The sequence below is a fragment of the Pantoea sp. EKM20T genome (assembly GCF_011800485.1).
Taxonomy (GTDB): Bacteria; Pseudomonadota; Gammaproteobacteria; order Enterobacterales; family Enterobacteriaceae; genus Pantoea; species Pantoea agglomerans.
In genome coordinates, this window is the sequence record NZ_JAALFW010000008.1 from 107,169 (window position 1) to 131,043 (window position 23,875).

Here is a 23,875-nt window from a genome sequence, read left to right on the forward strand (position 1 = left end):
AAGGGCGATATTCATAAATCATCCTCCCTGACGGGCGCGATGCGGATAATCAGCTGACCCTGTTCGGCGATGATATTTACGGGCTGTCCTTTAATAAATCCCCACTGTTCCAGCCATCGTCCTTTAATGGTCAGTTGGGGTAATGGATTCGGTCTGCCACCGTTGGGGCGGTAACCAACGATGCTTTTGCGTGCTTGGGGTACAGCGGGTTCTGACGTAGAATCAGCTCTAGCCATAATTAACTCCAGTTCAGTTAGTTGTGGTCAGCGGGCTGTTGGTGTTCCACCACCTTCAGCTCGCGCTAAAAATCTCTCGTTACGTTCTTCCTTTTCTGTTTTCTCCTGTTCAAATATACACCGCCCGCTTTGTAAACTCGCTGAAAGCTAAGTAATAAACTGCGAGTCGTCTCTGAAAAACGGATTGTTTTTTCCATTTACTATTTCGTTTACATCCTCTTCCCAATACTCTCTTCAGCATCTGCAGCCGGCCATTTGTTTATATGGGTATGGCGATTTCCGGCATCGCATAAGAGTGAAATGATGATGACAGGGAAAAGGATGACAGGCATGATGACACCACAAATGACACCACGCGAGAGTCAGGTTATGAGTACTATCCACTTCAGGATTGATGAGGACGTTAAACGGCTGGCGATGCGGGCAGCAGAGCGCCAGAAGATGACGCTGACAGAGGTTATGCGTCAGCGAGCGGAAGAGCTGGCTGCTGAAGAGCGGCAATATCAGGATGGCCAACATGATGCATGGCTGGAAGAGCAAATCACGGCGGCATTCAGTCGTTATGAAGCCGGTGATAGCGAGTTCATCAGTAACGATGAAATGAATGCCCGCATGGAAGAACTGAAAGCGCAGGCCGCGCGGGGAACGTTGTGATATCAGCCGTTCAATGGGAAAAACAGGCGCAGGCAGACAGGGAGACGATATTTCGTTATCTGTATCGTGAGGCTGGCCTGCTGGTAGCCAGTGCAACAGACGATAAGTTTACCCATATGGCCAGTCTGCTTAGCGAAAACCCGCGGGCCGGAACAAAAGTCGGCACAGAAAAACAATATAAACTGGTGGTGCCACGCTTTCCGTTCATCATCATCTATGTTGCCGAAACAGATGGCGTTTGCATCCTGCGAGTACTTCATACATCCCGGAAAATATCAGGCCGCTATCAAAGATAGTTAGCCTGTTCATCCAGCATCAGATTGTCAGGCATAAGAACGTCGTCAGACAGAACGGCACGCTTCAGAGCTGAATTAGACAATTAGCCCCCAAACCGCACCTTTTAATTTTTCACCTGCCATCTACAGCACACCATCACGCCGCAGGCGGCGTCGTCCTTGCAAAGCTTTCACGCTGAAACAGTGTTTCCGCCAGACGGTGTCGGTGAAGGGGCTGACGGGTAAGAACCTGGCGCAGGTGGTAAGCGATACGGATGCAGTTTGCTTGGCAACACAGATAAATAAGCTGACGGAAGACTATTCGGAAGTACAGGCGATAGGGGCGCGTTGCTGGGTACGGTAACCTCTTATGCTTCTTGCAACTCGGCGCTGACAGGCGTACCGGACGGTGTCAGTGACGAAGTATAATAAAAATACGCTCTAAAACCTATAGTCAACTAGCAAAGTGAAAGTGAGTTTTCGCTAATTCCATTAGCAAATTAAATTGTTTGAAAGTATATTTATGAGAAGATAGCTCACTAACAACCAGAAGTTAAAATAAGTTTTAGTGTTATATAAGGAAAGATTAAAATGCATGGAAGCCGTTTTGTTTCTGGCTATGAAAAAGGCAATGTTAAACGCTATTTATTACTCTCCGTTTTTTTCATCATATTCGCAGCATGGCTATGGTATCTGATGTGGTCAACTGGCGTCGCAAGTCGTATTGTATTAATGAAGAGTGTTCCCGAGTGGACAACATACATTACTGTTGCATCAATAGTAGGTCTTGTTTTTTCGGGGCGAGTTGTTTATTTTAGACCAGTTGGTGAATCAGCTATCTATGTACTGAAAGCTTTTGGATGTGGCTTTTCTATTGGTCTTATATGCATTCTAAATTGTTACAGTGTCTATGTTTATATCGCTCCTGGTAACATTGTTCAGTATGAGTCTGAATATGAGGTTACGTTTCCAGGTCCGGCAGTTGGGAAATATAGCCATTGTGAAGCTGGCTTGTGGATTAAAGATGCTCACACAAAAAGATGGCTTCAACTTTGTACAAATCGTACGAATTTATACAATGACAGGAAGCAAGGTATGACTAAAGTATGGGTGACGGCTCATACTAATAAAATAGGGTCTTACATTATAAATTATAAGTTCATTTATGATTAGTTTTAAAACAACTATACGCATTAATTATTATTTTTATAAATCCGGGTTAACTGAGTGATAGTTAAAATTTCCGAGCGGAAAGTCCAGAGGCAGGAATGAAGATAATCTAGTAAAATTAATATTCGTGGGCTTTTACTGATCTATAGCCTGGCTCCAGATTTCTGCTGCTCTTAATGAAGTCATTACCTTGATATGGAGCCAGACACCATTGTCCTTCTTAATGGTTCTGGCTCAGCACACCATCACGCCGCAGGCGGCGTCGTCCGCGCAAAGCTCTCACGCTGAAACAGTGTTTCCGCCAGTTTCACCAGCGCGGGTCGTTCGACACACCAGTTCGGCACTACGCGACGGAAATTGAGGTAGCCGATCATGCAACCAGTGGCGATATCCGCCAGATTGAGCTGGCCGTTGTTAAGCCATTTCCCCTCTGCCGCCTTCGCTTCCAGCATGTCGAGGCTGCGCTGAATCTTTTCACGATTGCGCAGCAGCACCTCTTCCGACTGCAAATTTCCCGGACGCATCTGCTCGCGCACGATCACCAGCGCGGCATCGCTGACGCCATCCGCCAGCTTCTCCAGCTGACGGATGTTAAGCGATTCAAGCGGATCGGCAGGCAGCAGAGCAGGTTCCACGCCACGCAGTTCCAGAAACTCCGCAATGATGCTGGAATCGAACCAGATTTGCTTATCGTCAGCGACCAGCGCCGGAACTTTGCCCAGCGGATTGTAGTGCGGCACGTGGCTGTCATCGCTGTAAGGCGATGCGTTAACGAATTCAAAAGTAATGCCTTTTTCCAGCATGATAATCGAAATCTTACGCACAAACGGGCTGGTATAGCTGCCAATCAGTTTCATCGGGTTCTCCAGAGTCAGTGACTATTCGCCAGGAAACATAAAGGGATTGAGACTGCTGCGTGCGAAGCCTTCCTGCTCCATTTTGGCATCCAGTATCAGCGATGCCAGGTCATCTGCCACCGGTTCAATGGCCGGATCTTTCTCCTGATAGAGCATCTTCAGGTAAGTGCCGCAGTCGCCACAGCTCTCTGCTTTCACCGCCGCCCGTTCGCTGTCGATCGACCAGTAGTGCAGATCACGGGACTGTTCGCACTGGGTACATTTGCTGCGCACCACATGCCATTCACTTTCGCATAGATTACAGTGCAGATAGCGCGCGCCCTCATGACTGCCCATATGCACCACGCTGGCGACTGGCATACTGGCGCAGACCGGACAGAACTGGCGCTGATCGCCCATCTCAGCGCGTGCTTTGCCTGGGATCAGGGCCGCCATCTGCGCCCAGTAGAGCGAGAGCGCCGCCCAGATAAAGGGTGCTTTGTCGCTGCTGACCAGCGCATACTCGCCGGTAAACAGCGCGCTGGCCAGCGTCTCCAGCTCGGTGGCGGACGCCTTCTCCAGATTCTCCAGCACCGCCAGTGCCTGACCGCTCATCTCTGGCTTCAGCTCGGCAATCAGTGAATGCAGTAGTCGCTGCCAGTGGGGATCGCGCGGCAGGGTATGAATATTCAGCGGCGGCTTACCCTCGCTGGCGCTCTGCGTCAGGCGGGCATGCAGGTCGATGTGCAGCGGATGGTCATACAGCACAATCTCCTGCGCTTCAGCGATCACCGCCGCAAAGCGCAGGTAGTCGCCGAGTGGGTTTTTCGCCGCCAGGTCACGCAGTCGCGCAGCACGACGGCTGTATAAATTTTTCAGCCGTGGAAAAAGTAACGGCGGAATCATCTCCGCCGTTGTCTTTTCGCCTTTCTCCAGCTGATCTTGCGGGATTATGCGAATACTCATCAGGGGCGTTTTTCCTGTTTTATTGGCGGATTACGCTGCTCGCGATACCAGCGAGGATGGTGCTGCCTGGCCCATTCGGCGCTGACCCAGCCTTCCACCATCGCGGTCAGTGTGCCTTTGACCCACAACGCAGCATAAATGTGCACCATAATGACGATGATCAGCGCCACCGCTGACACCGAATGCACCACCAACGCCAGACGAATCAGCGGAATGGCGAAGGCATCGGCAAAGTAAGGTCGCCAGATCACGATGCCACTGGCAAGCAGCAACACTAAGCTGATAATAGCAGCCCAGAACACACACTTCTGACCAAAGTTATATTTACCGGTATCACCCACCTCTTCATTCAGCGCAATCCGGTGAATGTTTCTGGCCCAGTAAAGGTCATCGCGATTAATCAGGTTGTGTTTCCAGTAACGCAAAAACATCAGCATAAAAGCAACGAACATCACCACGCCGACAAAAGGATGCAGAATACGCGCCAGCTGTGGTGTGCCAAATATCTGCATCAGCCAGTTGAACGACGGAAAGAAAAACCCTAATCCGCTTAACGCGGCCATGACAAAGCAAATCGCGACAATCCAGTGATTGATGCGTTCGGGTGCGCGGTAACGCACCAGATGATCGGGCTTTTTCATTATTTGCGCTCCTCAGGGTGATCGTCGTTGTTGTCGTGCTCTTCAGTGACGCGATTCGGGCCAACGCCAACATAGTGAAAAATAGAGGCGGCGAACGTAGCGGCAAAACCCACCGCCGCCAGCGGTTTCCAGATCCCCTTCCAGAAGGTCACCGTCGGGCTGATGCCCGGGTTAGCAGGCAGACCGTGGTAGAGCTGAGGCTTGTCGGCATGATGCAGCACATACATTACATGGGTGCCGCCCACGCCTTCCGGGTTGTAGAGGCCAGCCTGCGCAAACCCGCGCGACTTCAGCTCCGCCACGCGTTCCTCCGCCAGCGTCAGCATGTCGCTTTTGCTGCCGAAATGAATGGCGCCGGTCGGACAGGTCTTCACACAGGCAGGCTCCTGGCCGACGCTGACGCGATCCACGCACAGGGTGCATTTGTAGGCGCGGTTATCCTCTTTGTTGAGCCGCGGCACGTTGAACGGGCAACCCGCAATGCAGTAGCCGCAGCCGATACACTGCTCAGACTGGAAATCGACGATGCCGTTGGCGTACTGAATAATGGCACCTGCCGACGGACAGGCTTTCAGGCAGCCGGGATCGGCGCAGTGCATGCAGCCATCTTTGCGAATCAGCCAGGCCAGCTTGCCGTTCTCTTCAACTTCCGAGAAGCGCATCACCGTCCAGGATTTGGCGGTCAAATCGGTAGGGTTGTCATAGACCCCGATGTTATGACCGACTTCATCGCGGATGTCGTTCCATTCGGAGCAGGCGACCTGACAGCCTTTGCAGCCAATACAGGTGGTGACGTCAATGAGCTTCGCAACTTCACGCTGGTGATCGCGCGCCTGTGGCGGTGGGGTAAAGCCGTTGGTCGCTGAGCGACGGATAATATCTTGTGATTGATAAGCCATTGTCATCTACCGTTACGCTTTTTCCACTTTCACTAAAAATCCCTTGTACTCCGGGGTCTGCGAGTTGGCATCGCCAACCGACGGCGTCAGCGTATTGGCGAGGAAGCCTTTACGCGTGGTGCCTTCAAAGCCCCAGTGACAGGGAATACCCACGGTATCAACCGGCTTGCCGTCAATCATCAGACGCTGCAGACGACGTGTTACCACCGCTTTGGCTTTGATATAGCCACGGCGCGACGAGACCTTGACGCTGTCTCCGGCCTTGATGCCTTTCTCCTCTGCCAGTTCGGCGCCGATTTCAACAAACTGCTCCGGCTGCGCAATCGCGTTCAGCAGGGCATGTTTGGTCCAGTGGCGGAACAGTTCGGTGATGGAATAGGTGGTGGCGACGCAGGGATAGTCAGCGGCCTCGCCCAGTTGCGCGGCGTCGCTGCTGAACAGTCGAACGACCGGACTATGACGCTGCTGCGGATTCATAGGATTGTCGGCGAGCGGGCTTTCCATCGGTTCGTAATGTTCCGGGAAGGGGCCGTCGGCCATCTTATCGAGCGCAAACAGGTGGCCAAGACCATCGGGCTGCATGATAAACGGACCGGCCTGCTGCTGCGGCGACAGCGTTACCGGATAATCCGGCACGTCAATGCCGTGCCAGCGAGTGCCATCCCACTCAATCAGGCGGCGATTCGGATCCCAGGCTTTACCCTGCGCATCCGCGGAGGCGCGGTTGTAGAGAATGCGGCGGTTAGCCGGCCACGCCCAGGCCCAGCCGGAGACCGCGCCCAGCCCCGATGGGTCGGCGTTGTCGCGTCGTGCCATCTGGTTGCCTTCCGGCGTCCAGCTGCCGCTGTAGATCCAGCAGGCGCTGGCGGTGGTGCCGTCGTTACGCAGCTCTGAGAAGCCGTTGAGCTGCTGGCCTTTTTTCAGCAACAGCTTGCCGCTGGCGTCGTAAATGTCGGCCAGCGCCTGACCGTTGTTCTCCTGCGCCACCTCTTCCGGCTCAGGATTAGACGGATCGCGGTAGTCCCAGCGCATTGCCATCAGCGGTTCAGGGTTTGCTCCGCCTTCCAGGCGATAGAGCGCGCGCAGACGCATGAACAGATTGCCGAGGATTTTACCGTCGTGCAGCGCTTCAGCGGGCGGCTCCGCGGCCGCCCAGTGCCACTGCAGCCAGCGCGACGAGTTCGCCACCGATCCCGACTCTTCAGCGAAGCAGGAAGAGGGCAGACGGAACACTTCGGTCTGGATTTTCGAGGGATCGACATCGTTGAACTCGTCGTGATGCTGCCAGAAGCTGGCGGTTTCGGTGCGAAGCGGATCGATCACCACCATATATTTGAGGCGGGACAGTGCCCGGACCGCTTTATTTTTGTCCGGGAAGGCGGCCAGCAGGTTGAAGCCCTGAATCAGGCAACCATTGAGCGCGCCCTGTTCCATCATCTCCGCCTGCGCCATGCAGTCGTAGCTCTTATCCCACTTCGGCAGCCAGTCGTAGCCCCACTGGTTTTCCGCTGTGGCCTTATCGCCGTAGAAACTCTTCATCAGGCTGACGAAAAATTTGTCGGTGTTCTGCCAGTAGTTGACCTGATCCGGCAGTGTCGCGACCGGCGTGGCCTGCTGCAGGTAGGTTGCCAGCGTGGTCATCTTCTCTGAGGGCAGTGGCAGATAGCCCGGCAGACTCTGCGCCAGCAGGCCGAGATCGGTATAGCCCTGCACATTGGAGTGGCCGCGCAGCGCGTTAATACCGCCGCCTGGCATCCCGATATTACCCAGCAGCAGCTGAATCATCGCCGCCGTGCGGATAATCTGCGAACCGTTGGTGTGGTGAGTCCAGCCCAGCGCATAGAGAATAGTCGCGGTGCGATTCGGCACACAGGTTGAGGCCAGCTGCCTGCACACCGCAATAAAGGATTCCTGCGAGGTCCCGCACAGGCGCGTCACCATTTCCGGGGTGTAACGGCTGGCATGGGTTTTCAGCAGATTCAGCACGCAGCGTGGGTGAGTGAAGCTCTCATCGCGTTTCGCATGGCCGTTTTCATCCAGCTCATAGTGCCAGCTGGTTCGATCGTACTGACGGGTTTCAGCATCGTAACCGCTGAACAATCCGTCGCTGAAGCTGAAGCCTTCGCTGACAATCAGGGCGGCATTGGTGAAGGCGCGAACATACTCCTGCTGAATCTGATTGTGTTGCAGCAGATAGTTGATCACCCCCATCAGGAAAACCACATCGCTGCCGGCACGCAGTGGCGCGTAGAGATCGGCGACCGCCGCAGAGCGGTTAAAGCGTGGATCGACCACGATGACCTGCGCATTGTTATGAGTTTTGGCTTCAATCACCCATTTAAAGCCAACCGGATGCGCCTCGGCGGGGTTGCCGCCCATGATCATCACCACATTGGCGTTTTTGATGTCGTTCCAGTTATTGGTCATTGCACCACGACCAAAGCTGGGGGCCAGCGCGGCCACGGTCGGGCCGTGACACAGGCGCGCCTGATTTTCCAGCGCCAGAATACCCAGCGAGCGGGCAAATTTCTGATCGAGCAGGCCGGTTTCATTACTGGCGGCGGAAGAGCAGAGCATGGCGGTAGTCGGCCAGCGGTTTACCGTGACGCCAGCGGCATTGGTGGCCTGGAAATTGGCATCGCGATCCTGCTTCATCAGGCGGGCTATGCGGTCAAATGCCTCATCCCAGCTGATGCGCTGCCATTTATCCGAGCCTGGCGCGCGGTATTCCGGGTATTTCAGGCGCTGTTCACTGTGAATAAAGTCGAGCACGCCCGCGCCTTTGGGGCAGAGCGATCCACGACTGACCGGATGGTCAGGATCGCCTTCAATATGGTAAATCGAGGCGCGGGCATTTTTAGCGCCATCACCCAGGCTGTAAATCAGCATGCCGCAGCCGACTGAACAGTAGGTGCAGTTATTACGTGTCTCTCTGGCGCGAATGAGTTTGAACTCTCTGACGCTGGCTAAGGCTGTGGTGGGGGCAAAACCGAGTAACGCCGCGCTGGTGCCCGCCAACCCGCCAGCACAGATTTTGAAAAAACTCCGTCTGTTAATTTGCATTTTATCGTTCTTCTTTATTGGCTCCATTGCGAAGCCTTGCAAAATAGCAGCCCTATCTGCCTGTAAGTTGACCAGGGTCAACAGGTTAGTCATTAGTAATTCTTTTTCTAAATTTTGTTAAAAATCCTCGGCAACGGATCCCCGGCGCAAGCAGATTTCCCGTAGCGGCAGATAATTACTGTTGTTTTATGCTTACCGATGTTAAAGCCTGAAAGATACCCATTCTCATTCTGCCCGCCAGCAGGCGTGGCTGCGCCTTTCCCGGTGAGAAAACCGCATGAATTGCCCCGCTGTTTATTTGCGCCACATCGGGCCAGAAGGCAAAATTAGTCTGCGTCTGATCGCTGTTATGCAGCCGCACTGACTGTCGCATTTCATTATTTATTAACAACAGGTCGTACTTTTTGAAAGCTATCCAGCCTGACTCAGGCGAAGATTTAACAATTGAGGCCGGCGTCAGCAGAACGCAGGTATGGCAGCGTGCCGATTTGACCGCAGCAGAGTCTGACTGGCTGGCGGACGAGGTGCCGGTGGCGCTGGTTTACAACGGCATCTCTCACGTGGTGATGATGACCACGCCCAAAGATCTGGAGGCGTTTGCGCTGGGTTTTTCGCTGTCAGAGGGCATTATCGACGCGCCAGGCGACATTTTCGGCATGGACATCGTGCCGGGCTGTCACGGCATTGAGGTTCAGATTGAGCTTTCCAGCCGCCGTTTTATGGCGCTGAAAGAGCAGCGTCGTGCGCTGGCAGGCCGTACCGGCTGCGGCGTGTGTGGCGTTGAACAGCTGGACCAGATTGGCAAGCCGCTCTCTCCGCTGCCGTTTACCCAGACCTTTGCGCTGGATCAGCTGGATCGGGCGCTGGGCCAGCTGAAAGCGTATCAGCCGGTCGGACAGAAAACCGGCTGCACCCATGCTGCCGCGTGGATCCAGCCTGATGGTCAGCTGGCCGGTGGCTGTGAAGATGTGGGTCGCCATGTGGCACTGGATAAGCTGCTGGGCTATCGCAGCCAGGCTGAGTGGGGGCCAGGCGCGGTGCTGGTCTCCAGCCGCGCCAGCTATGAAATGGTGCAGAAGTCCGCCATGTGCGGGGTTGAGATCCTGTTCGCAGTCTCGGCAGCGACCCGCCTGGCGGTTGAGGTGGCTGAGCGCTGCAATCTGACGCTGGTCGGGTTCAGTAAACCTGGACGCGCTACGGTTTACAGCCATCCTCAGCGGCTGCGTTAAACCACCATCACCTCTGGCAGCGTCTGCTGCAACGCCTCAAGGGCGGCACTGTTGTCGCCGCCACTATCCGTAATCAGCAGGTTGATCGCCGGTGACGGCGCGTAAACCGTGCGGCTGACTACCCCCAGTTTGGTGTGATCGGCCAGCAGATAGCAGGAAGTGGATTGCTGCACCATCGCCCTGGCGATGGCCGCTTCGTGCGGATGAAAACTGCTGGCACCACAACCCGCCTCAATGCCAACCGGCGACAGCAGCGCCACATCGGCGCGATAGCGGATAATCTCACCCACGGTAATTTCGCCGCGCGTCTGTTGTGCGCCCGCCGACATCGTCCCGCCCAGCAAAATAATCTGATTATTCAGCGGCTGATCTTCTTCTCCGGCGCTCAGCGCCAGCGCGGCCTGCAGGCTGTTGGTCACAATCGTCAGGCCGGAAAGGGCGTGCAACTCCTCTGCCAGCAGCGTGGTGGTGCTGCCCGCATCCAGAAACAGCGTCTGTCCGGGCTGCAGCAACTGCGCAGCGGCGCGGGCGATGGCGCGCTTCTCCCGGGTCTGGGTACTGCGGCGTTCCGTCAGCGGCGGTTCAGCCCGCGTTTCAATCGCCACCAGCCCGCCGTGAACGCGGCGTGCCAGACCCAGCGCTTCCAGCTCAATGATATCGCGGCGCGCGGTTTCGCGTGAGACCCCCAGCTCCCTGATAATGCGCTCGGTACTCACCTGGTTAAGCCGGGTCAGTAAGGCACGGATGCGATGAAGGCGCGTTTCCTGCAGCATAGAGGTTTCCTTTTAAAGCGCAAAGAGCACGGATGATACGCCAGTGAAGCGAAAGATTCCGTCTGAATCAGTGAGCAAGCTTAGCGCGGCGATCTGCCTGCGTCATGTGTATTTTATTGTATTTGTGTATTTGGTTGCATTTTAGATTCAGGCAGGCATGATAAAGGCGTCAGCTCTTCCTCCTTCATCCTTGTAACGGGAGTCATTATGGCCACGCGTTCCACCATTATGGATACCAACAGTTTCCGCGCCGAACATGCCGATGCGCTCGACAGCGAGACGCGCAAACTGACCGATAAACGCAGCAAAGTGCTTGGCGAATCTTATCGCCTGTTCTATCGCAAACCGGTGCATCTGGTGCGGGGTGAAGGGCAATATCTGTGGGATGCGGCGGGCGATAAATATCTCGACGTCTACAACAACGTGGCGAGCATCGGGCACTGCCATCCGGCCGTGACTGAGGCGGTGACGCAGCAGATGAAAATGCTGAATACCCACACCCGTTACCTGCATGAAAATATTCTGGACTACAGCGAAGCGCTGCTGGCGACCACGCCTGAGGCGATCGATCGCGCGATGTATATGTGCACCGGATCGGAAGCTAACGACCTGGCGATTCGCGTGGCGCGCGCCTTTAGCGGCGGCAGCGGGATTATTGTCAGTAAAGAGGCCTATCATGGCACCAGTGAGCTGACATCCGGCGCTTCTCCGGCGCTGGGCAGTGGACAGCCGCTGGCGCCCACCACGCGGCTGGTGATGCCACCGGATGCGTATCGTGTGGACGCGCCTGACCTGGGCGACTGGTTCGCTGACCAGATTCAGCAGCAGATTGATGATATGGCGGCGCACGGCATTAAATTTGCCGGTTTCCTGGCGGACTCAATCTTCTCCTCGGACGGCGTGTTGCCCGATCCGCGCGGCTTCCTGAAAAAAGCGGTCGAGGTGGTGCATGCCAACGGCGGCATCTTTATTGCCGATGAAGTGCAGCCTGGTTTTGGCCGTACCGGCGACGCGTTCTGGGGCTTTGGCCGCCACGATGTGGTGCCTGACATCATTACCACCGGCAAGCCAATGGGCAACGGCATTCCGGTTTCCGGCCTGCTGGCAAAAAGTGAAGTGCTGGCCGCCTTCAGCGACTCAATTCCCTACTTCAATACCTTTGGTGGTAATCCGGTCGCGATGGCGGCGGCGCAGGCGGTACTGAAAGTGATCACCGAAGAGGGGTTACAGGAACACAGCCGCGTGGTCGGCGCGAAGCTGCTGGCGGAGCTGCGAACCCTGATGGATCGCTATGAGTGCGTGGGGGATGTGCGCGGTGCCGGACTGTTTATCGGTTTTGAGCTGGTCACCGATCGTCACAGCAAAACGCCGGACAAAACGCTGGCGCTGGATTTAATCGAGAAGCTGCGTGAACATCGCGTGCTGACCTCGGTCGCCGGCCCGTATGGGAATGTGCTGAAACTGCGTCCGCCACTGGCGTTCCAGGAAGGGGATATCGACTGGCTGGTCGGCGCGCTCGACAGCGGGCTGCGCGAACTGGGCAGGTAACGCGCAGGGCAGGGCAGATGCGGCGTTCGGGCGGGATGAGTGCCTGCTGGTGGTGCTGGCAGAGTGCTTCGCTCTCCCTGTCTGATAAAGCTGAAAAGGCGGAGTCAGCAGCAGCATGCTGTAAAAACAACGGGTTGCTTTTGCCAGATTTCTCAAATCCTTATGGTTAATAGGGCATTGATTACCCTTTTACGCTACATGAATTTAACTATAATGATTCGACTGCTTACGCGGCACGTCCCGAATTCGTCGTGCTGCTCAAACTAAATGGAGAGGAAGAACATGAGTTATTCACTGCCATCCCTGCCTTACGCATACGACGCACTGGAACCGCATTTCGACAAGCAGACGATGGAAATCCATCACACCAAACATCACCAGACCTACGTGAACAACGCTAACGCGGCGCTGGAAGGCACTGAATTTGCCAATCTGCCGGTAGAAGAGCTGATCACCAAACTGGATCAGCTGCCAGCAGACAAAAAAGGCCCACTGCGTAATAACGCAGGCGGCCACGCTAACCACAGCCTGTTCTGGAAAGGCCTGAAAACCGGCACCACGCTGCAGGGCGACCTGAAAGCGGCTATCGAGAAAGATTTCGGTAGCGTGGAAAAATTCCAGGAAGAGTTCGAGAAAGCGGCTGCGACCCGTTTCGGCTCAGGCTGGGCGTGGCTGGTTAAAAAAGGCGACAAACTGGCTGTGGTATCTACCGCAAACCAGGACAACCCGCTGATGGGTGAAGCGGTTGCTGGCGTTTCTGGCTTCCCAATCATCGGTCTGGACGTGTGGGAACACGCCTACTACCTGAAGTATCAGAACAAACGTCCTGATTACATCAAAGCATTCTGGAACGTGGTCAACTGGGACGAAGCAGCAGCCCGCTTCGCAGCTGCCCAGTAAGTTAACCCAGTGTTAACGTGATAACGATAAACCGGTGGAATTTATTTCGCCGGTTTTTTATCTTTAAATTCTGTTGTCCCAGATTAAACCAAAAATAAACGGATCTCGCTTTTTAACCGCCGCGCTTTTAACCTTCTGCCACATTAACACGCCGTTGATACTCGTTGTCTTATGCTCAGTGACATTCCTGCTCACTGTGTGTCGATGACTATGTCAATTATAACTACTCATGAAACTACGACCGATTCTTCTGCATCGCTTTTTTTTCAGTTAATTAGCGGAAAATACGTTCCGAATAAACTCTGGATAAGTAAACGTTTCCGGCTGAAATTTGTGTTAAGAAGCTTAATATCGCCACTGACTACGCTGCGTTATCTGGATGAGCTGTCGCATTTACCGCAACTCCCTCTGTTGATGAGTACTCAGGGATTGCTGCCAGCCAAGCTGCACCGGCCCTATCTGCGCTCAGGGTTGAGCATTGCTGCGCGCGCGCAGGCGATACTTGATCATTACAGTCTGATGAATAATCTGGAAAACCCTGCGCTGCGTCAGCTGCTGCAAAGCGCCACGGATAATCCGCTGGCTACGCTGACCGGTAAAAATGGCGAATCCTTTTTACTTTCCTGCAGTTCCGGTTATTTCGATCGGGAAGGGGAAGTGACGCTGGTATTACGCTATAACGACGAAATTATTGCTTCACTTTCATTTTCAATTCTCAATGAAAATAACCAGCGCACATTATTAATTGGCGGATTACAGGGTCCGCGAAAACATATCAATAATGAGGTGATCCGCGAGGCGACCAAAGCGGCGCAGGGTCTCTTTCCGAAACGCCTGTTAATGGAAGCGGTATTTATTGTGGCGAAGCAGTGCGGTGTGGAGAATATTCTGGCGGTAGGCGATGAGACTCATGTCTTCCGCAGCCTGCGTTATCGCCACAGCAAGGGGGATAAGTTCTTTGCCAGCTACAGTGAATTCTGGTTGTCGCTGAGTGGCGAGGCGCGCAGGGATGGGATGTTTATCCTGCCGCTGAGCCTGCCGCGCAAAACGCTGGAGGAGATTGCCAGTAAGAAGCGGGCTGAGTATCGTCGCCGCTATGAATTGCTGGATGCGCTGGCGGAGCAGGTCTATGCCGCCGCCGGCGAACGCAAAGCCGATGTCGATCAGGCTGCTGCCTGATCGACCCGTCAGAATGCGGTTTTGGCGAAGCCGGTCATTGCTGTCAGCCCCATCTCACGTCCCAGCGCGGTCATTGGATGCACCACGACCAGGCCGCGCACGCTTTTCTTCAGCGCGCCCAGATTTGCCTGCTCTTTCTTGGTAATTTCGCGGCTGAAGCCCATTTTTTGCAGCTTCTGCGCCTCGGCACTGAGTTTTTCTACCCGCTGACCGCGCAGACGCTCAATCTCAATGACCAGCGCTTCTTTCTCTTTCAGCAACGCGCCCAGTTTCTCGACATCACCCGATTCCAGTAACTGCGGCTCTTTGCGGTTCAATGCGTCCAGCTTATCGCTGAGAAGTTTGATTTCGTTCTTTTCTTGCTCTTTCATGACAACAACTCGTTGAGGAAAACAGGCCAAGGATACACCAAATCTGGCGCATATTCCCGCTCAGGTTAAGACGAAAAAGGCGCCGTGATGGCGCCTGACAGGATTAGCTGCCGGACTTTTTAAACGCCTGCTTCATACTGATGCGGGCGATCAGCTCGGTTAGCGACAGGACCATGGTGGATCGCACCATCTGCAGATAGCGCTGCTGCTGCATGCTGCGCAGCTCTGCATCTTCGGTGTGAAACACCGGTGCGGGCGGCCAGGCGGTGACGCAGTGCAGTTCACCAAACGGGCCAAGGATCTCATCGTCGGTAAAACGATAATCACCGCTGTCGTGATTCAGCTCTTCGCGCAGCGCCAGCAGCAGTTCACCATCTTCATATTCGTGCCGGCTGATAACGCCAAGACCGTAAATCAGCTTCAGACGAACCGAGAGTTCGCCCAAAGGACCATCGCCCAGCAGCAGCGGTTCTACGGCATATTTCACCGCGTAGTCATCTTTACGGAACACCTGCAGCACCAGCAGATTGACGGCTTCAGCCAATAGCTCAACGGCGGCGATCAGAAAGCTTCTCACCGAACGACCGGCGTTCAGGCGCTCAAGCACCCGGTTTTCAAAAGCCTGCTTCTCTTCCATTATTGCCTGCATGGGTTCAATACCGCCGTTGGGCGCAGGCGAACTGCGCCCGGCTTGCGTCACTAACACGCGCGCATTATGCCATAGCGTGCCAGGCGCTCACCACCGAAGCCACCACTTCGCTGTCAGCATCCAGCCCTGAAACCTCAGCCAGCGTCGCCTGTGGGCCTTTTTCTGCCAGCAGCGTGGCCAGCTCCTGCGCCTGTGGGTCCTGGTCGCTGCGATAGTGCATCGCGGCGGCAATGCCCTGCACCAGGCTGGCGTGCGGTAAACCATACTCCAGCGTGCCCAGCGTCGGCTTGATCAGGCGATCGCCCGCGCTGAGTTTACGCAGCGGCTGACGACCCACACGCTCAACATCATCTTTCAGATAGGGGTTTTCAAAACGGCCCAGTATTTTCTGGATGTAGGCCGCATGTTTATCCGCCTCAAAACCGTAGCGCTTAATCAGCACCGCACCGCTCTCTTCCATCGCCCCTTTCACCACGGCCCGGATTTTTTCATCGAGGATGGCGTCACGAATGGTCTGGTGGCCGGCCAGCTGGCCAAGATAGGCGGTAATCGCGTGACCGGTGTTCAGGGTAAAGAGTTTACGCTCAACAAATGCCATCAGGTTATCGGTCAGTTCCATACCCGGAATTGCAGGCAGGTCGCCTTTAAACTGAGTTTTATCGACGATCCATTCGCTGAAGGTTTCAACGGTCACTTCCAGCGGATCGGTGCTGCCCGCTTCAGACGGTGGCACGATGCGATCGACAGCGGAATCCACAAAGCCGACATGCTGCTCCAGCCAGGCGTGATACTGCTCCGGCAGCGCCTTCAGCACATGCTGTTTCAGCTGGCTGGTGCCGCGCACCATATTCTCACAGGCGATAATATTTAGCGGGCGGGTATTGCCGTTGTCGCTGCGTTTTGCCAGCCCTTTAGCCACACTGCCGGCAATACGCTCCAGAATCTGCGGGCCCACGGCGGTGGTAACGAGATCGACTTCAGAAACCAGGGTGATGATCTCATCGCTGGTGCTGTTTACCGCGCTGACGCCTTTAACGGTTTCTGTTTTGGCCTGCTCGCCAACCACATGAACGGGATACTCATGACGCGCGTTCAGTGCATCCAGCACCGTCTGATTCACATCAGCAAAAACCAGTTCGATACCTGCATCAGCCAGTAACTTGCCGATAAAGCCGCGACCAATGTTTCCTGCTCCGAAATGTAACGCTTTCATAATTTTTGACCCATATCAAATGACGATGGGGCGGGCAAACCCGCCCCAGGAAATCGGGACGGGCATGACCGCCCCAGGGAAAATAATTGCTATAAATTACGCGATTGCAGGCTTACCTGACAGCAGATCCAGCACTTCCTGCACGCTGGTGGTGTTCGCCAGCTTCTCAATCACGCTGTCATCATCCAGCGCATTGGTCAGGCTGGTGATCACCTGGATGTGCTCGTTGTTACGGGCAGCAATACCAATCACCAGGCGCGCCACATCGTCCGGCTCTTCACCGAACAGGACGCCTGCCGGATACTGACAGAACACCACGCCGGTTTTCAGCACGCGATCTTTCGCTTCGACCGTACCGTGCGGCACGGCAATCGACTCACCGAGATAGGTCGGCGTCAGTTTTTCACGCGCCAGCATCGCCTCAACGTATTCAGGCTCAACGTAACCGCCTTTCACCAGCTGTTCGCCCGCAAAGCGGATCGCCTGCTCTTTGTTACTGGCGGTCAGGCCGAGGAAGACGTTATCCGCACCCAGTTTAAACAGGTGTGCGTTGCCTTCATCGTAGCTGTCAGAGAGCGCGGTATTCACCGTTTGACGATGCACGTCGCTACGGTTAGCCGCCACCAGACGCTCGGTCAGGGTGCTGTAGAGCGCGCTGTCGAGGAAGTTGTTCAGCGAGATATGCTGCGCATGCGGAGCCTGGCGGATGGCGCGCTCAGTCAGGTCACGGTGGGTAATCACCAGATCGACATCACCCGGCAGGGCGTTGATCGCGGTATTGGTCACCGACACATTGCTCAGCCCGGCGTCCTGCACTTTCTTACGCAGTACGCCTGCACCCATCGCGCTGGAACCCATACCGGCATCACAGGCGACGATGATTTTACGCACGTGATGCAGTTCAACGCTCATGGCATCGCTGGCGACTGGGGCACCCGCGCCGCTCTGGCCTTTAGACTGCGCTTTCATCTCATGCATGCGCTGGGTCGCGGCTTCGATATCGTCATCTTCTTTGACTTTGCTGGTTTTCAGCAGGATAGCGGACACCACGAAGGAGACGGCGAAGGCCGCAGCGATAGCGGCGATGTTCGCGAAGTAGGCCCCTTTTGGCGTCATTGCCAGTACCGCCAGGATTGAACCCGGTGAGGCAGGAGAGACCAGGCCACCGTTCAGCACCGTCAGCGTGAAGACGCCGGTCATACCGCCAAGGATAACCGCCAGCAGCAGGCGAGGAGCCATCAGCACATATGGGAAATAGATCTCATGGATGCCGCCAAGGAAGTGGATGATTGCCGCACCGCCCGCAGACTGTTTAGCACTGCCACGACCAAAGAACATATAGGCCATCAGCACGCCCATACCCGGACCCGGGTTGGCTTCGATCAGGAAGAAAATGGATTTGCCGGCTTCACTAGCCTGCTGGATACCAAGCGGCGAGAAGATACCGTGGTTAATGGCGTTGTTCAGGAACAGGATTTTCGCGGGTTCGACGAAGATCGAGGTCAGTGGCAGCAGGTTGTTCTGCACCATCAGATTCACGCCCGCGGCGAGAATGTGTGACAGACCTTCTACCAGCGGACCGATCGCCAGGAACGCCAGCAGTGCCAGTATCATCCCGATAATACCGGCCGAGAAGTTGTTGACCAGCATCTCGAAGCCGCTTTTGATTTTGCCGTCAATCGCCCGGTCAAACGACTTGATTGCCCAGCCGCCCAGCGGACCGGCAATCATTGCGCCGAGGAACATCGGCATATCCGCACCGACAATCACACCCATGGTGGTAATGGCACCGACCACGCCGCCGCGATCGCCGCCCACCAGACGCCCACCGGTGAAACCGATCAGCAGTGGCAGCAGGTAGGTGATCATCGGGCCAACCAGTTTGGCCAGCGTTTCGTTAGGGATCCAGCCAGTTGGAATAAACAGTGCGGTGATGATACCCCAGGCGATAAACGCCCCGATGTTTGGCATCACCATATTACTCAGAAAGCGACCAAAGCTTTGTACTTTGACCTTCACTGATGAGGACATAAACCCACCCCTTATTGAGACGCGCTGCAATAGGAGAGCGCGCTTGTTTTTGTTTAGCCACCCCGACCCAAAGCCGGTGGTATTACTGTATGCACGCGGACTCTATCACGCGAATTTGACGCTGCGTAGCGTGCGGGGTAAGTGTGATCTACATCACTGATTAAGGGTGGTGGCAGGGGTGATTAGCGTGATTTTGATCACACTTTAAAGCGTAGCTCAGGCTCATTTGGCTGATTTTTAGACGGGGTGGCCGGTTATCTGTGAGGTGGATCACACTTGTTTGACGTTGATTTGTTATATATCTGTGACTTAGATCACAAACTATTTTTGGTCGAAAATGCGCCAGATCACACTTCATTCAGCGGGTGATTGGGTGGGAAGAGAAAAGGAAGTGTAACGGGCAGACAATTAGCGTCTGCCCGTAAGGCGGGTTTACTGCAGACCACCCTGGACGGCAGCCTGTGCCTGAGGAAGCGCCTGCGAATTGGCGGATAAAGTGCTCATCAGCGCGTTATATTGCGAAGCCTGATCCTGAGTCGGGAACTGCACGCCGCCATCATTGAAGCTGACACGGGTTCCCTGCGTTTGCAGGAAATCGCCGGTCTGCACTGCACCCTGACTCAGCGCCTGGAGTTTTGGCAGCAGAGGAATCAGCTGATTGGCGGGCACCGTCACCACTTTGTTATAGGCGGTGTCGTAGACTTTTTTCAGGTCATCCGGCTGTTTCAGGGTCGCCTTGCTGCTGTCCGCCTGCATTTTGGCGCTTTCAATCTGCTGGGTGACGATCACCAGTGCGCTGGTCGCCTGACGCAGGGAATCACGACGGCTGAGATAATCCTGCGGAACGCGAATAGCAGAAAGCTCATCCACCACCGGACGCATACCCTGTTCAACCGCTTTGTTCGCCTGCTGCGAGAAGCCATACATAATGGCGTAATCGCTGGCGAAGTTGCCAAAGCTCTGCTTCTGGTTTTCGCTGAGGCTGGGCAGATGCTCGCCGCTGCGCATCACAGTGTTCTGGAGAAAATCGATAAATGCTTTGCGCTGCTCGCCTTCTTTATCACCGCATGCGGTGAGTTGCAGCACGATCAGCGCGCCAGCGAGCATAATGCCGCCACGTGCCATAAGGCGTGTAAGTCCTGAAGCCATAGGGTCAACTCCTGTCGGTGATACTGTCAGATGTCCAGGTAGGAATGGCCTAAAGAATAGAACAAACCCGAGCCACGGCACAACGTGAAACCACCTGTGAAACAGATGCTTTCTGAAACGCCGGTTACAGAATGGGACCGCCTGCGCCTCAGGGCGTGCTGCATTCCCTGCCATCGCAGGCTTCAGCGCGCAGAGATGAAGGAGGGGCTGAGCAGTCTGACGCTCACTGCCGCGACCTTAAAACACCACCGCCTGACCATCTTTGCGACTCTCACTGGCCGCAATGTAGAAGCCCTGCGGATCGCGCACTATCGCCTGCGCGCCACCAAAATTGTAATTACTCAGGGGATCTTCCAGTACCACGTTGTGGCCCATACGGCGCAGTGTGCTCAGGGTATTGCGATCGAGGGTTGATTCAAATACCACCTCGCGTCCCTGCACCACGCGCCAGCGCGGCGCATCAATCGCGGCCTGCGGATTCTGCTGGTGCAGCATAATGCGCAGCGCCAGCTGGAGGTGTCCCTGCGCCTGCATCGGGCCACCCATCACGCCAAACGCCATCAGCGGCTGGCCCTGCTGATCCCGCGCAAAGGCCGGAATGATGGTATGAAACGGCCGCTTACCGCCCGCCACGACGTTGGGATGGTCTGGATCGAGTGAAAAGCCCGCGCCCCGGTTCTGCAGGCTGATGCCGGTATCGGGTACCACCACGCCGGAACCAAATCCCATGTAGTTAGACTGAATGAATGAGACCATCATGCCGCTGGCATCACCGGCGGCGACATACACTGTGCCGCTCTGCTGCGGTGATCCAAAGCGGAAATCTCCCGCCTTGTCAGGATCAATTAACGCTGCCCGCTGGCGAATATAGTCGTTGCTGAGCAGGTGTTCCGCCGGAAATTCGAGATGATCTTCATCGGTGACATAACGGTCCAGATCAACCAGCGCCAGTTTCATCGCCTCGATGGAGAGATGCAGCCACTGCGGCGAATCCGGTGCATAGCGGTTGATTTCCCACTCTTCCAGAATGCCAAGTGCAATTAAGGTCGCAATGCCCTGACCATTCGGCGGCAGCTCCTGCACCGATCCTCCGGCAAACGGACGCGACAGCAGGGTAACCCAGTCGGCACGATGGTTTTTCAAATCCTCCAGCGTCAGGGCTGCGCCATGCTCACGGGCGAAGGCTGTCATCTTTTGCGCCAGTGCGCCGCGGTAAAAGCTTTCGCCCTGAGTCTCAGCGATTTCCTGCAAGGTGCGGGCCTGAGCCGGATTGCGGAACAGCTCGCCAGCACGCGGCGGACGACCCTGCGGCGCAAAGCAGTCGCTAAAGCCAGGTTGATCCCGCAGCTTGTCATAGCCGCGCTGCCACAGCTGACCAATCAGCGGTGAAACCGGAAAGCCGTCGCGCGCATAGTCAATTGCCGGTTGTGCGAGGGTGGTCAGCGGTAAGGTACCAAAGCGCTGTGCCAGTGTGACCCATGCCGAGACGGCCCCTGGCACGGTGACGGATTCCCAGCCGGTTTCAGGCATCGCACTAAAATCGGCAAAGCGTTCGGGATGCCACGCGGCTGGCGATCGGCCTGAGGCGTTTAACCCATGCAGCTCGCTGCCATCCCAGACAATGGCAAACGCATCGCTGCCGATGCCGTTTCCGGTTGGCTCCAGCACGGTTAAGGCGATGGCGGTGGCGATAGCCGCATCCACGGCGTTTCCACCCTGTTGCAGCATCCGTAAACCCGCCTGCGCCGCCAGCGGTTGAGAGGTTGCGACGGCATTACGACCCATCATCGGTACACGATGAGAAGGGTATCCGACGTTAAAATCTGTTTCTCGCATCGCTTTTCCTTACAGAGGTCAGGTAGGGGTTTTGCCCGTCGTCAGTGCGTTATCACGGGGCTGCACTTTTACCGCGCATCAGGTCGATAGTTGCCGGGTAACTGCACCGGCATGAGGCGCCAGCCGTTTCGTTAAGATGACTGTTGATTAATCTGGCGACAGAGCGCCGTTAAGAATAAAAGATTTACCCGCTCTGCACTGTGAGCCGCCGCGCGCCAGGCCTCAGGCCCCAACCAGGACTATTCTTAATTTAATAAGATCAGTGAATATATGTGTTCAGGAAGTAAACCATTGGCGTATATTTTGCACTCACTACCTGAAGAGGTGTATTGCCTCACAGAAATGAGAATATGCCAGCAAAAAGCTTGATGGCATCCACATAAATAGCAAACACCATTTGATTTTTTTGCCCACACCGAAGGCACAAAACTCAACTGCCTCAGCGGGTTAGAGGCGCTGGAACTTTTCCGGCAAACCATAGTTAAAAAAATAATTATAAATTGCGCGGCAAATAGTCAGGTCTCTATCCATACTTAGTCTCCCGGCATTTGTTGCATTGACCTGACATCTTTAAAGCAGTGCACCGCAGGCTGTGTCCCGTAATGGTTTCTCTCATAACAAAAATAAACCCTTGCGGGATCCAGCCTGAAACAGGCCCGGTTTCAGAGTCCTGACTTCAGGCTCGTACCTCTCTACTTTCACGTGCTTCATAGCGAGTTTTTAAGGAGTTCTCTATGGAATTAAAAGACCCGATGTTTGAATTGCTCAGCAGCCTTGAGCAGATTGTTTTGACACGTGATGATCGCGCCGCCGAGTTACTTATTCAGCGTCAGCAACCCGCCCAGCCAGAGCCGCAGCGTCTGCGTGAAATGACCGGCATGCAGGTTGATGAGTTTGCAAAAGTAATGGGCGTGAGCGTTTCTTCCGTGAAAAGCTGGGAAGCCCGGCGTACCCGTCCTTCCGCGACGGCGCAGAAATTGATGAAGTTATTACATGCCAATCCCTATCTGGGACGGCAGTTGCTTGAATAAACTGATATCACGAAAAGAACCCGCCGCTGGCGGGTTTTTTATTAGCGTAATTCGCTGTATTTAGCCGCCTGTCTGGCAAACCAGCTCTCCGGCACGCTATAGGGCGGCTCCCGCAACTGTGCGAGTCCGCTTTCAATAATCATTGAAGCCTGCTGCCATAACTGCGCATCTCCCTGCTTCAGCAACTCAATCTGTATCTGCTTTTCAACCAGGTAGACCCGCGCAAAGTCGGGATCAAAACGCACAATCGCGCGGGTGTTATCGATGATGTCAGCCAGTTTGATGGTTTGTGCCTCAGGACTGGCGCTGGCTGTATGGCGGAAGTGCGCCAGTTTACGGGCCGTCCGATTTTTTGCCCCAGCGGGTGCGCTGTTGGTCAGCATCTCTACCAGGCTTGCCACGCGCGTACCAAAGTGCGTTTCGATATCGCTCTGTGTGGTTGCGGTATCTTCCACGGTATCGTGCAGCCAGGCCGCCGCTAACAACGCGTCGTCATGGCTGACGCTGCGCACCAGTTCCACCACCGCTGCCGGATGAACAATATAAGGCTCATCGGTATATTTGCGGCGCTGACCGGCACTGGCATGTGCCTCGGTGGCGAAGCGACGCGCCTGTTCTTCCAGTGAATCCTGCATGCCTTTCCCCCTGACAAAAAGTTTGCTTGCAATTATCTAGCGCGCTATCTATATTATTAACCATGAATTGTGATCAAGATGACAAAAAAGTGAAAACGATGCCACTGTTGGTCGATCAGCACCTCTGCTTTGCGCTTTATTCTGCCAACCTGGCGATGAATAAAGTCTATCGTCAGTTGCTGAGCCAGCTCGACATCACCTATCCTCAATATCTGGTCATGCTGGTGTTGTGGCAGAAAGATGATGTCACGGTGTCAGAGATTGGCGAGCAGCTTTTTTTAGACTCGGCAACATTAACGCCACTTCTGAAGCGACTGGAAAGTGCAGGCCTGATTAACCGGCAGCGAACCCGTCAGGATGAACGCCAGGTTGCGGTGACGCTGACCGAAGCCGGGCAGGCGTTACGGGCCAGGGCTGAAGCCATTCCTGAAGCGGTCAAGTGTGCCACAGCCTGTGATGATGACGCTTTGCTGGCGCTGAAATTACAGCTGGATGGGTTGCGAGATAACCTGAATAAGTCACGATAAATATTGCTGACGGGTGCGCGGCACCCGTTAAACCTCACCGCCTGATTACGGCTGTATAAGTAGT

23 protein-coding genes are annotated in these 23,875 nt (G+C 55.0%); 9 read left to right on the forward strand and 14 right to left on the reverse strand.

The genetic code is table 11. The features are described 5' to 3' along the window. Nucleotides 1-11: 11 nt before the first annotated feature. Nucleotides 12-236 (reverse strand): SymE family type I addiction module toxin, encoded by a 225-nt coding sequence (locus tag HFD94_RS15100; RefSeq protein WP_033767623.1) that lies wholly within the window; start codon nt 234-236, stop codon nt 12-14. A gap of 369 nt (nt 237-605) precedes the next feature. Between HFD94_RS15100 and HFD94_RS15105 the strand changes: the two genes are divergently transcribed. The 3 genes from HFD94_RS15105 to HFD94_RS15115 all read left to right on the forward strand — a co-directional run bounded on the left by HFD94_RS15105 (nt 606) and on the right by HFD94_RS15115 (nt 2,338). Next, complete coding sequence (locus HFD94_RS15105; protein ID WP_010671631.1) at nt 606-890, forward strand: DNA-damage-inducible protein J; 285 nt, start codon at nt 606-608, stop codon at nt 888-890. Further along, entirely contained in the window at nt 887-1,186 is a 300-nt protein-coding gene (locus HFD94_RS15110) for a type II toxin-antitoxin system RelE/ParE family toxin (protein ID WP_010671632.1), read from the forward strand. Before HFD94_RS15105 ends, HFD94_RS15110 begins: the two co-directional genes overlap by 4 nt. 570 nt (nt 1,187-1,756) lie before the next feature. Beyond that, the gene (locus HFD94_RS15115; RefSeq protein WP_167433262.1) at nt 1,757-2,338 is read left to right on the forward strand and encodes a hypothetical protein; all 582 of its coding nucleotides are present in this window, start codon (nt 1,757-1,759) and stop codon (nt 2,336-2,338) included. 242 nt (nt 2,339-2,580) lie between these two features. Here HFD94_RS15115 and HFD94_RS15120 read toward each other — a convergent pair whose 3' ends face one another. From HFD94_RS15120 to fdnG, 5 genes are read right to left on the reverse strand one after another with little or no spacing between them, the layout of a single operon-like run. Beyond that, the gene (locus HFD94_RS15120; RefSeq protein ID WP_022624824.1) at nt 2,581-3,192 is read right to left on the reverse strand and encodes a glutathione S-transferase; all 612 of its coding nucleotides are present in this window, start codon (nt 3,190-3,192) and stop codon (nt 2,581-2,583) included. Between the two features lie 21 nt (nt 3,193-3,213). Then, the gene (gene fdhE / locus HFD94_RS15125; RefSeq protein ID WP_052270951.1) at nt 3,214-4,137 is read right to left on the reverse strand and encodes a formate dehydrogenase accessory protein FdhE; all 924 of its coding nucleotides are present in this window, start codon (nt 4,135-4,137) and stop codon (nt 3,214-3,216) included. After that, complete coding sequence (fdoI, locus tag HFD94_RS15130) at nt 4,137-4,778, reverse strand: formate dehydrogenase cytochrome b556 subunit (protein ID WP_010257478.1); 642 nt, start codon at nt 4,776-4,778, stop codon at nt 4,137-4,139. The genes fdhE and fdoI overlap by 1 nt, the downstream gene beginning before the upstream one ends. Continuing rightward, entirely contained in the window at nt 4,778-5,677 is a 900-nt protein-coding gene (gene fdxH / locus HFD94_RS15135; protein WP_167433263.1) for a formate dehydrogenase subunit beta, read from the reverse strand. Before fdxH ends, fdoI begins: the two co-directional genes overlap by 1 nt. A 12-nt stretch (nt 5,678-5,689) precedes the next feature. Further along, complete coding sequence (fdnG, locus tag HFD94_RS15140) at nt 5,690-8,740, reverse strand: formate dehydrogenase-N subunit alpha (protein WP_167433264.1); 3,051 nt, start codon at nt 8,738-8,740, stop codon at nt 5,690-5,692. A gap of 404 nt (nt 8,741-9,144) precedes the next feature. Here fdnG and fdhD point away from each other — a divergent pair, with 404 nt between their 5' ends. Further along, nucleotides 9,145-9,969 carry a formate dehydrogenase accessory sulfurtransferase FdhD gene (fdhD, locus tag HFD94_RS15145; protein WP_033785824.1) on the forward strand — a complete coding sequence of 275 codons (825 nt, stop codon included), beginning with the start codon at nt 9,145-9,147 and terminating at the stop codon, nt 9,967-9,969. Here fdhD and HFD94_RS15150 read toward each other — a convergent pair. Beyond that, nucleotides 9,966-10,742, reverse strand: a complete 777-nt coding sequence (locus HFD94_RS15150) for a DeoR/GlpR family DNA-binding transcription regulator (RefSeq protein ID WP_010257462.1) — start codon at nt 10,740-10,742, stop codon at nt 9,966-9,968. The two genes, fdhD and HFD94_RS15150, sit on opposite strands and share 4 nt — an antisense overlap. Before the next feature lie 207 nt (nt 10,743-10,949). On the opposite strand from HFD94_RS15150, the gene HFD94_RS15155 reads away from it, so the two are divergent. The 3 genes from HFD94_RS15155 to HFD94_RS15165 all read left to right on the forward strand — a co-directional run bounded on the left by HFD94_RS15155 (nt 10,950) and on the right by HFD94_RS15165 (nt 14,369). Then, nucleotides 10,950-12,290, forward strand: a complete 1,341-nt coding sequence (locus HFD94_RS15155) for an aspartate aminotransferase family protein (RefSeq protein ID WP_022624829.1) — start codon at nt 10,950-10,952, stop codon at nt 12,288-12,290. Nucleotides 12,291-12,572: 282 nt separating this feature from the next. After that, nucleotides 12,573-13,190 (forward strand): superoxide dismutase [Mn], encoded by a 618-nt coding sequence (sodA, locus tag HFD94_RS15160; protein ID WP_008926407.1) that lies wholly within the window; start codon nt 12,573-12,575, stop codon nt 13,188-13,190. A gap of 210 nt (nt 13,191-13,400) precedes the next feature. Then, nucleotides 13,401-14,369, forward strand: a complete 969-nt coding sequence (locus HFD94_RS15165; RefSeq protein ID WP_167433265.1) for a VirK/YbjX family protein — start codon at nt 13,401-13,403, stop codon at nt 14,367-14,369. An 8-nt stretch (nt 14,370-14,377) separates the two neighbouring features. On the opposite strand, the gene HFD94_RS15170 is transcribed toward HFD94_RS15165, so the two are convergent. The 6 genes from HFD94_RS15170 to HFD94_RS15195 all read right to left on the reverse strand — a co-directional run bounded on the left by HFD94_RS15170 (nt 14,378) and on the right by HFD94_RS15195 (nt 21,618). Further along, entirely contained in the window at nt 14,378-14,740 is a 363-nt protein-coding gene (locus tag HFD94_RS15170; protein ID WP_003848030.1) for a YibL family ribosome-associated protein, read from the reverse strand. A 103-nt stretch (nt 14,741-14,843) separates the two neighbouring features. Next, a complete protein-coding gene (mtlR, locus tag HFD94_RS15175) occupies nt 14,844-15,389 on the reverse strand; it encodes a mannitol operon repressor MtlR (RefSeq protein WP_171820345.1) in 546 nt (181 codons plus the stop codon). 64 nt (nt 15,390-15,453) lie between these two features. After that, nucleotides 15,454-16,602 carry a mannitol-1-phosphate 5-dehydrogenase gene (gene mtlD, locus HFD94_RS15180; protein WP_010257450.1) on the reverse strand — a complete coding sequence of 383 codons (1,149 nt, stop codon included), beginning with the start codon at nt 16,600-16,602 and terminating at the stop codon, nt 15,454-15,456. Nucleotides 16,603-16,698: 96 nt separating this feature from the next. Beyond that, entirely contained in the window at nt 16,699-18,633 is a 1,935-nt protein-coding gene (locus HFD94_RS15185; RefSeq protein WP_010257448.1) for a PTS mannitol transporter subunit IICBA, read from the reverse strand. 432 nt (nt 18,634-19,065) lie between these two features. Continuing rightward, the gene (locus tag HFD94_RS15190; protein ID WP_010671639.1) at nt 19,066-19,782 is read right to left on the reverse strand and encodes a DUF3053 domain-containing protein; all 717 of its coding nucleotides are present in this window, start codon (nt 19,780-19,782) and stop codon (nt 19,066-19,068) included. Nucleotides 19,783-20,019: 237 nt separating this feature from the next. Next, complete coding sequence (locus HFD94_RS15195) at nt 20,020-21,618, reverse strand: gamma-glutamyltransferase family protein (RefSeq protein ID WP_010671640.1); 1,599 nt, start codon at nt 21,616-21,618, stop codon at nt 20,020-20,022. 734 nt (nt 21,619-22,352) lie between these two features. On the opposite strand from HFD94_RS15195, the gene HFD94_RS15200 reads away from it, so the two are divergent. Continuing rightward, nucleotides 22,353-22,649 carry an HTH-type transcriptional regulator gene (locus HFD94_RS15200; RefSeq protein WP_010257438.1) on the forward strand — a complete coding sequence of 99 codons (297 nt, stop codon included), beginning with the start codon at nt 22,353-22,355 and terminating at the stop codon, nt 22,647-22,649. 41 nt (nt 22,650-22,690) lie between these two features. Here the strand turns inward: HFD94_RS15200 and HFD94_RS15205 are convergent, their stop codons facing one another. Further along, complete coding sequence (locus HFD94_RS15205) at nt 22,691-23,284, reverse strand: HD domain-containing protein (protein WP_010257434.1); 594 nt, start codon at nt 23,282-23,284, stop codon at nt 22,691-22,693. Between the two features lie 62 nt (nt 23,285-23,346). Between HFD94_RS15205 and HFD94_RS15210 the strand changes: the two genes are divergently transcribed. Then, nucleotides 23,347-23,811 (forward strand): MarR family winged helix-turn-helix transcriptional regulator, encoded by a 465-nt coding sequence (locus tag HFD94_RS15210; protein ID WP_010671641.1) that lies wholly within the window; start codon nt 23,347-23,349, stop codon nt 23,809-23,811. Nucleotides 23,812-23,875: the final 64 nt, after the last annotated feature.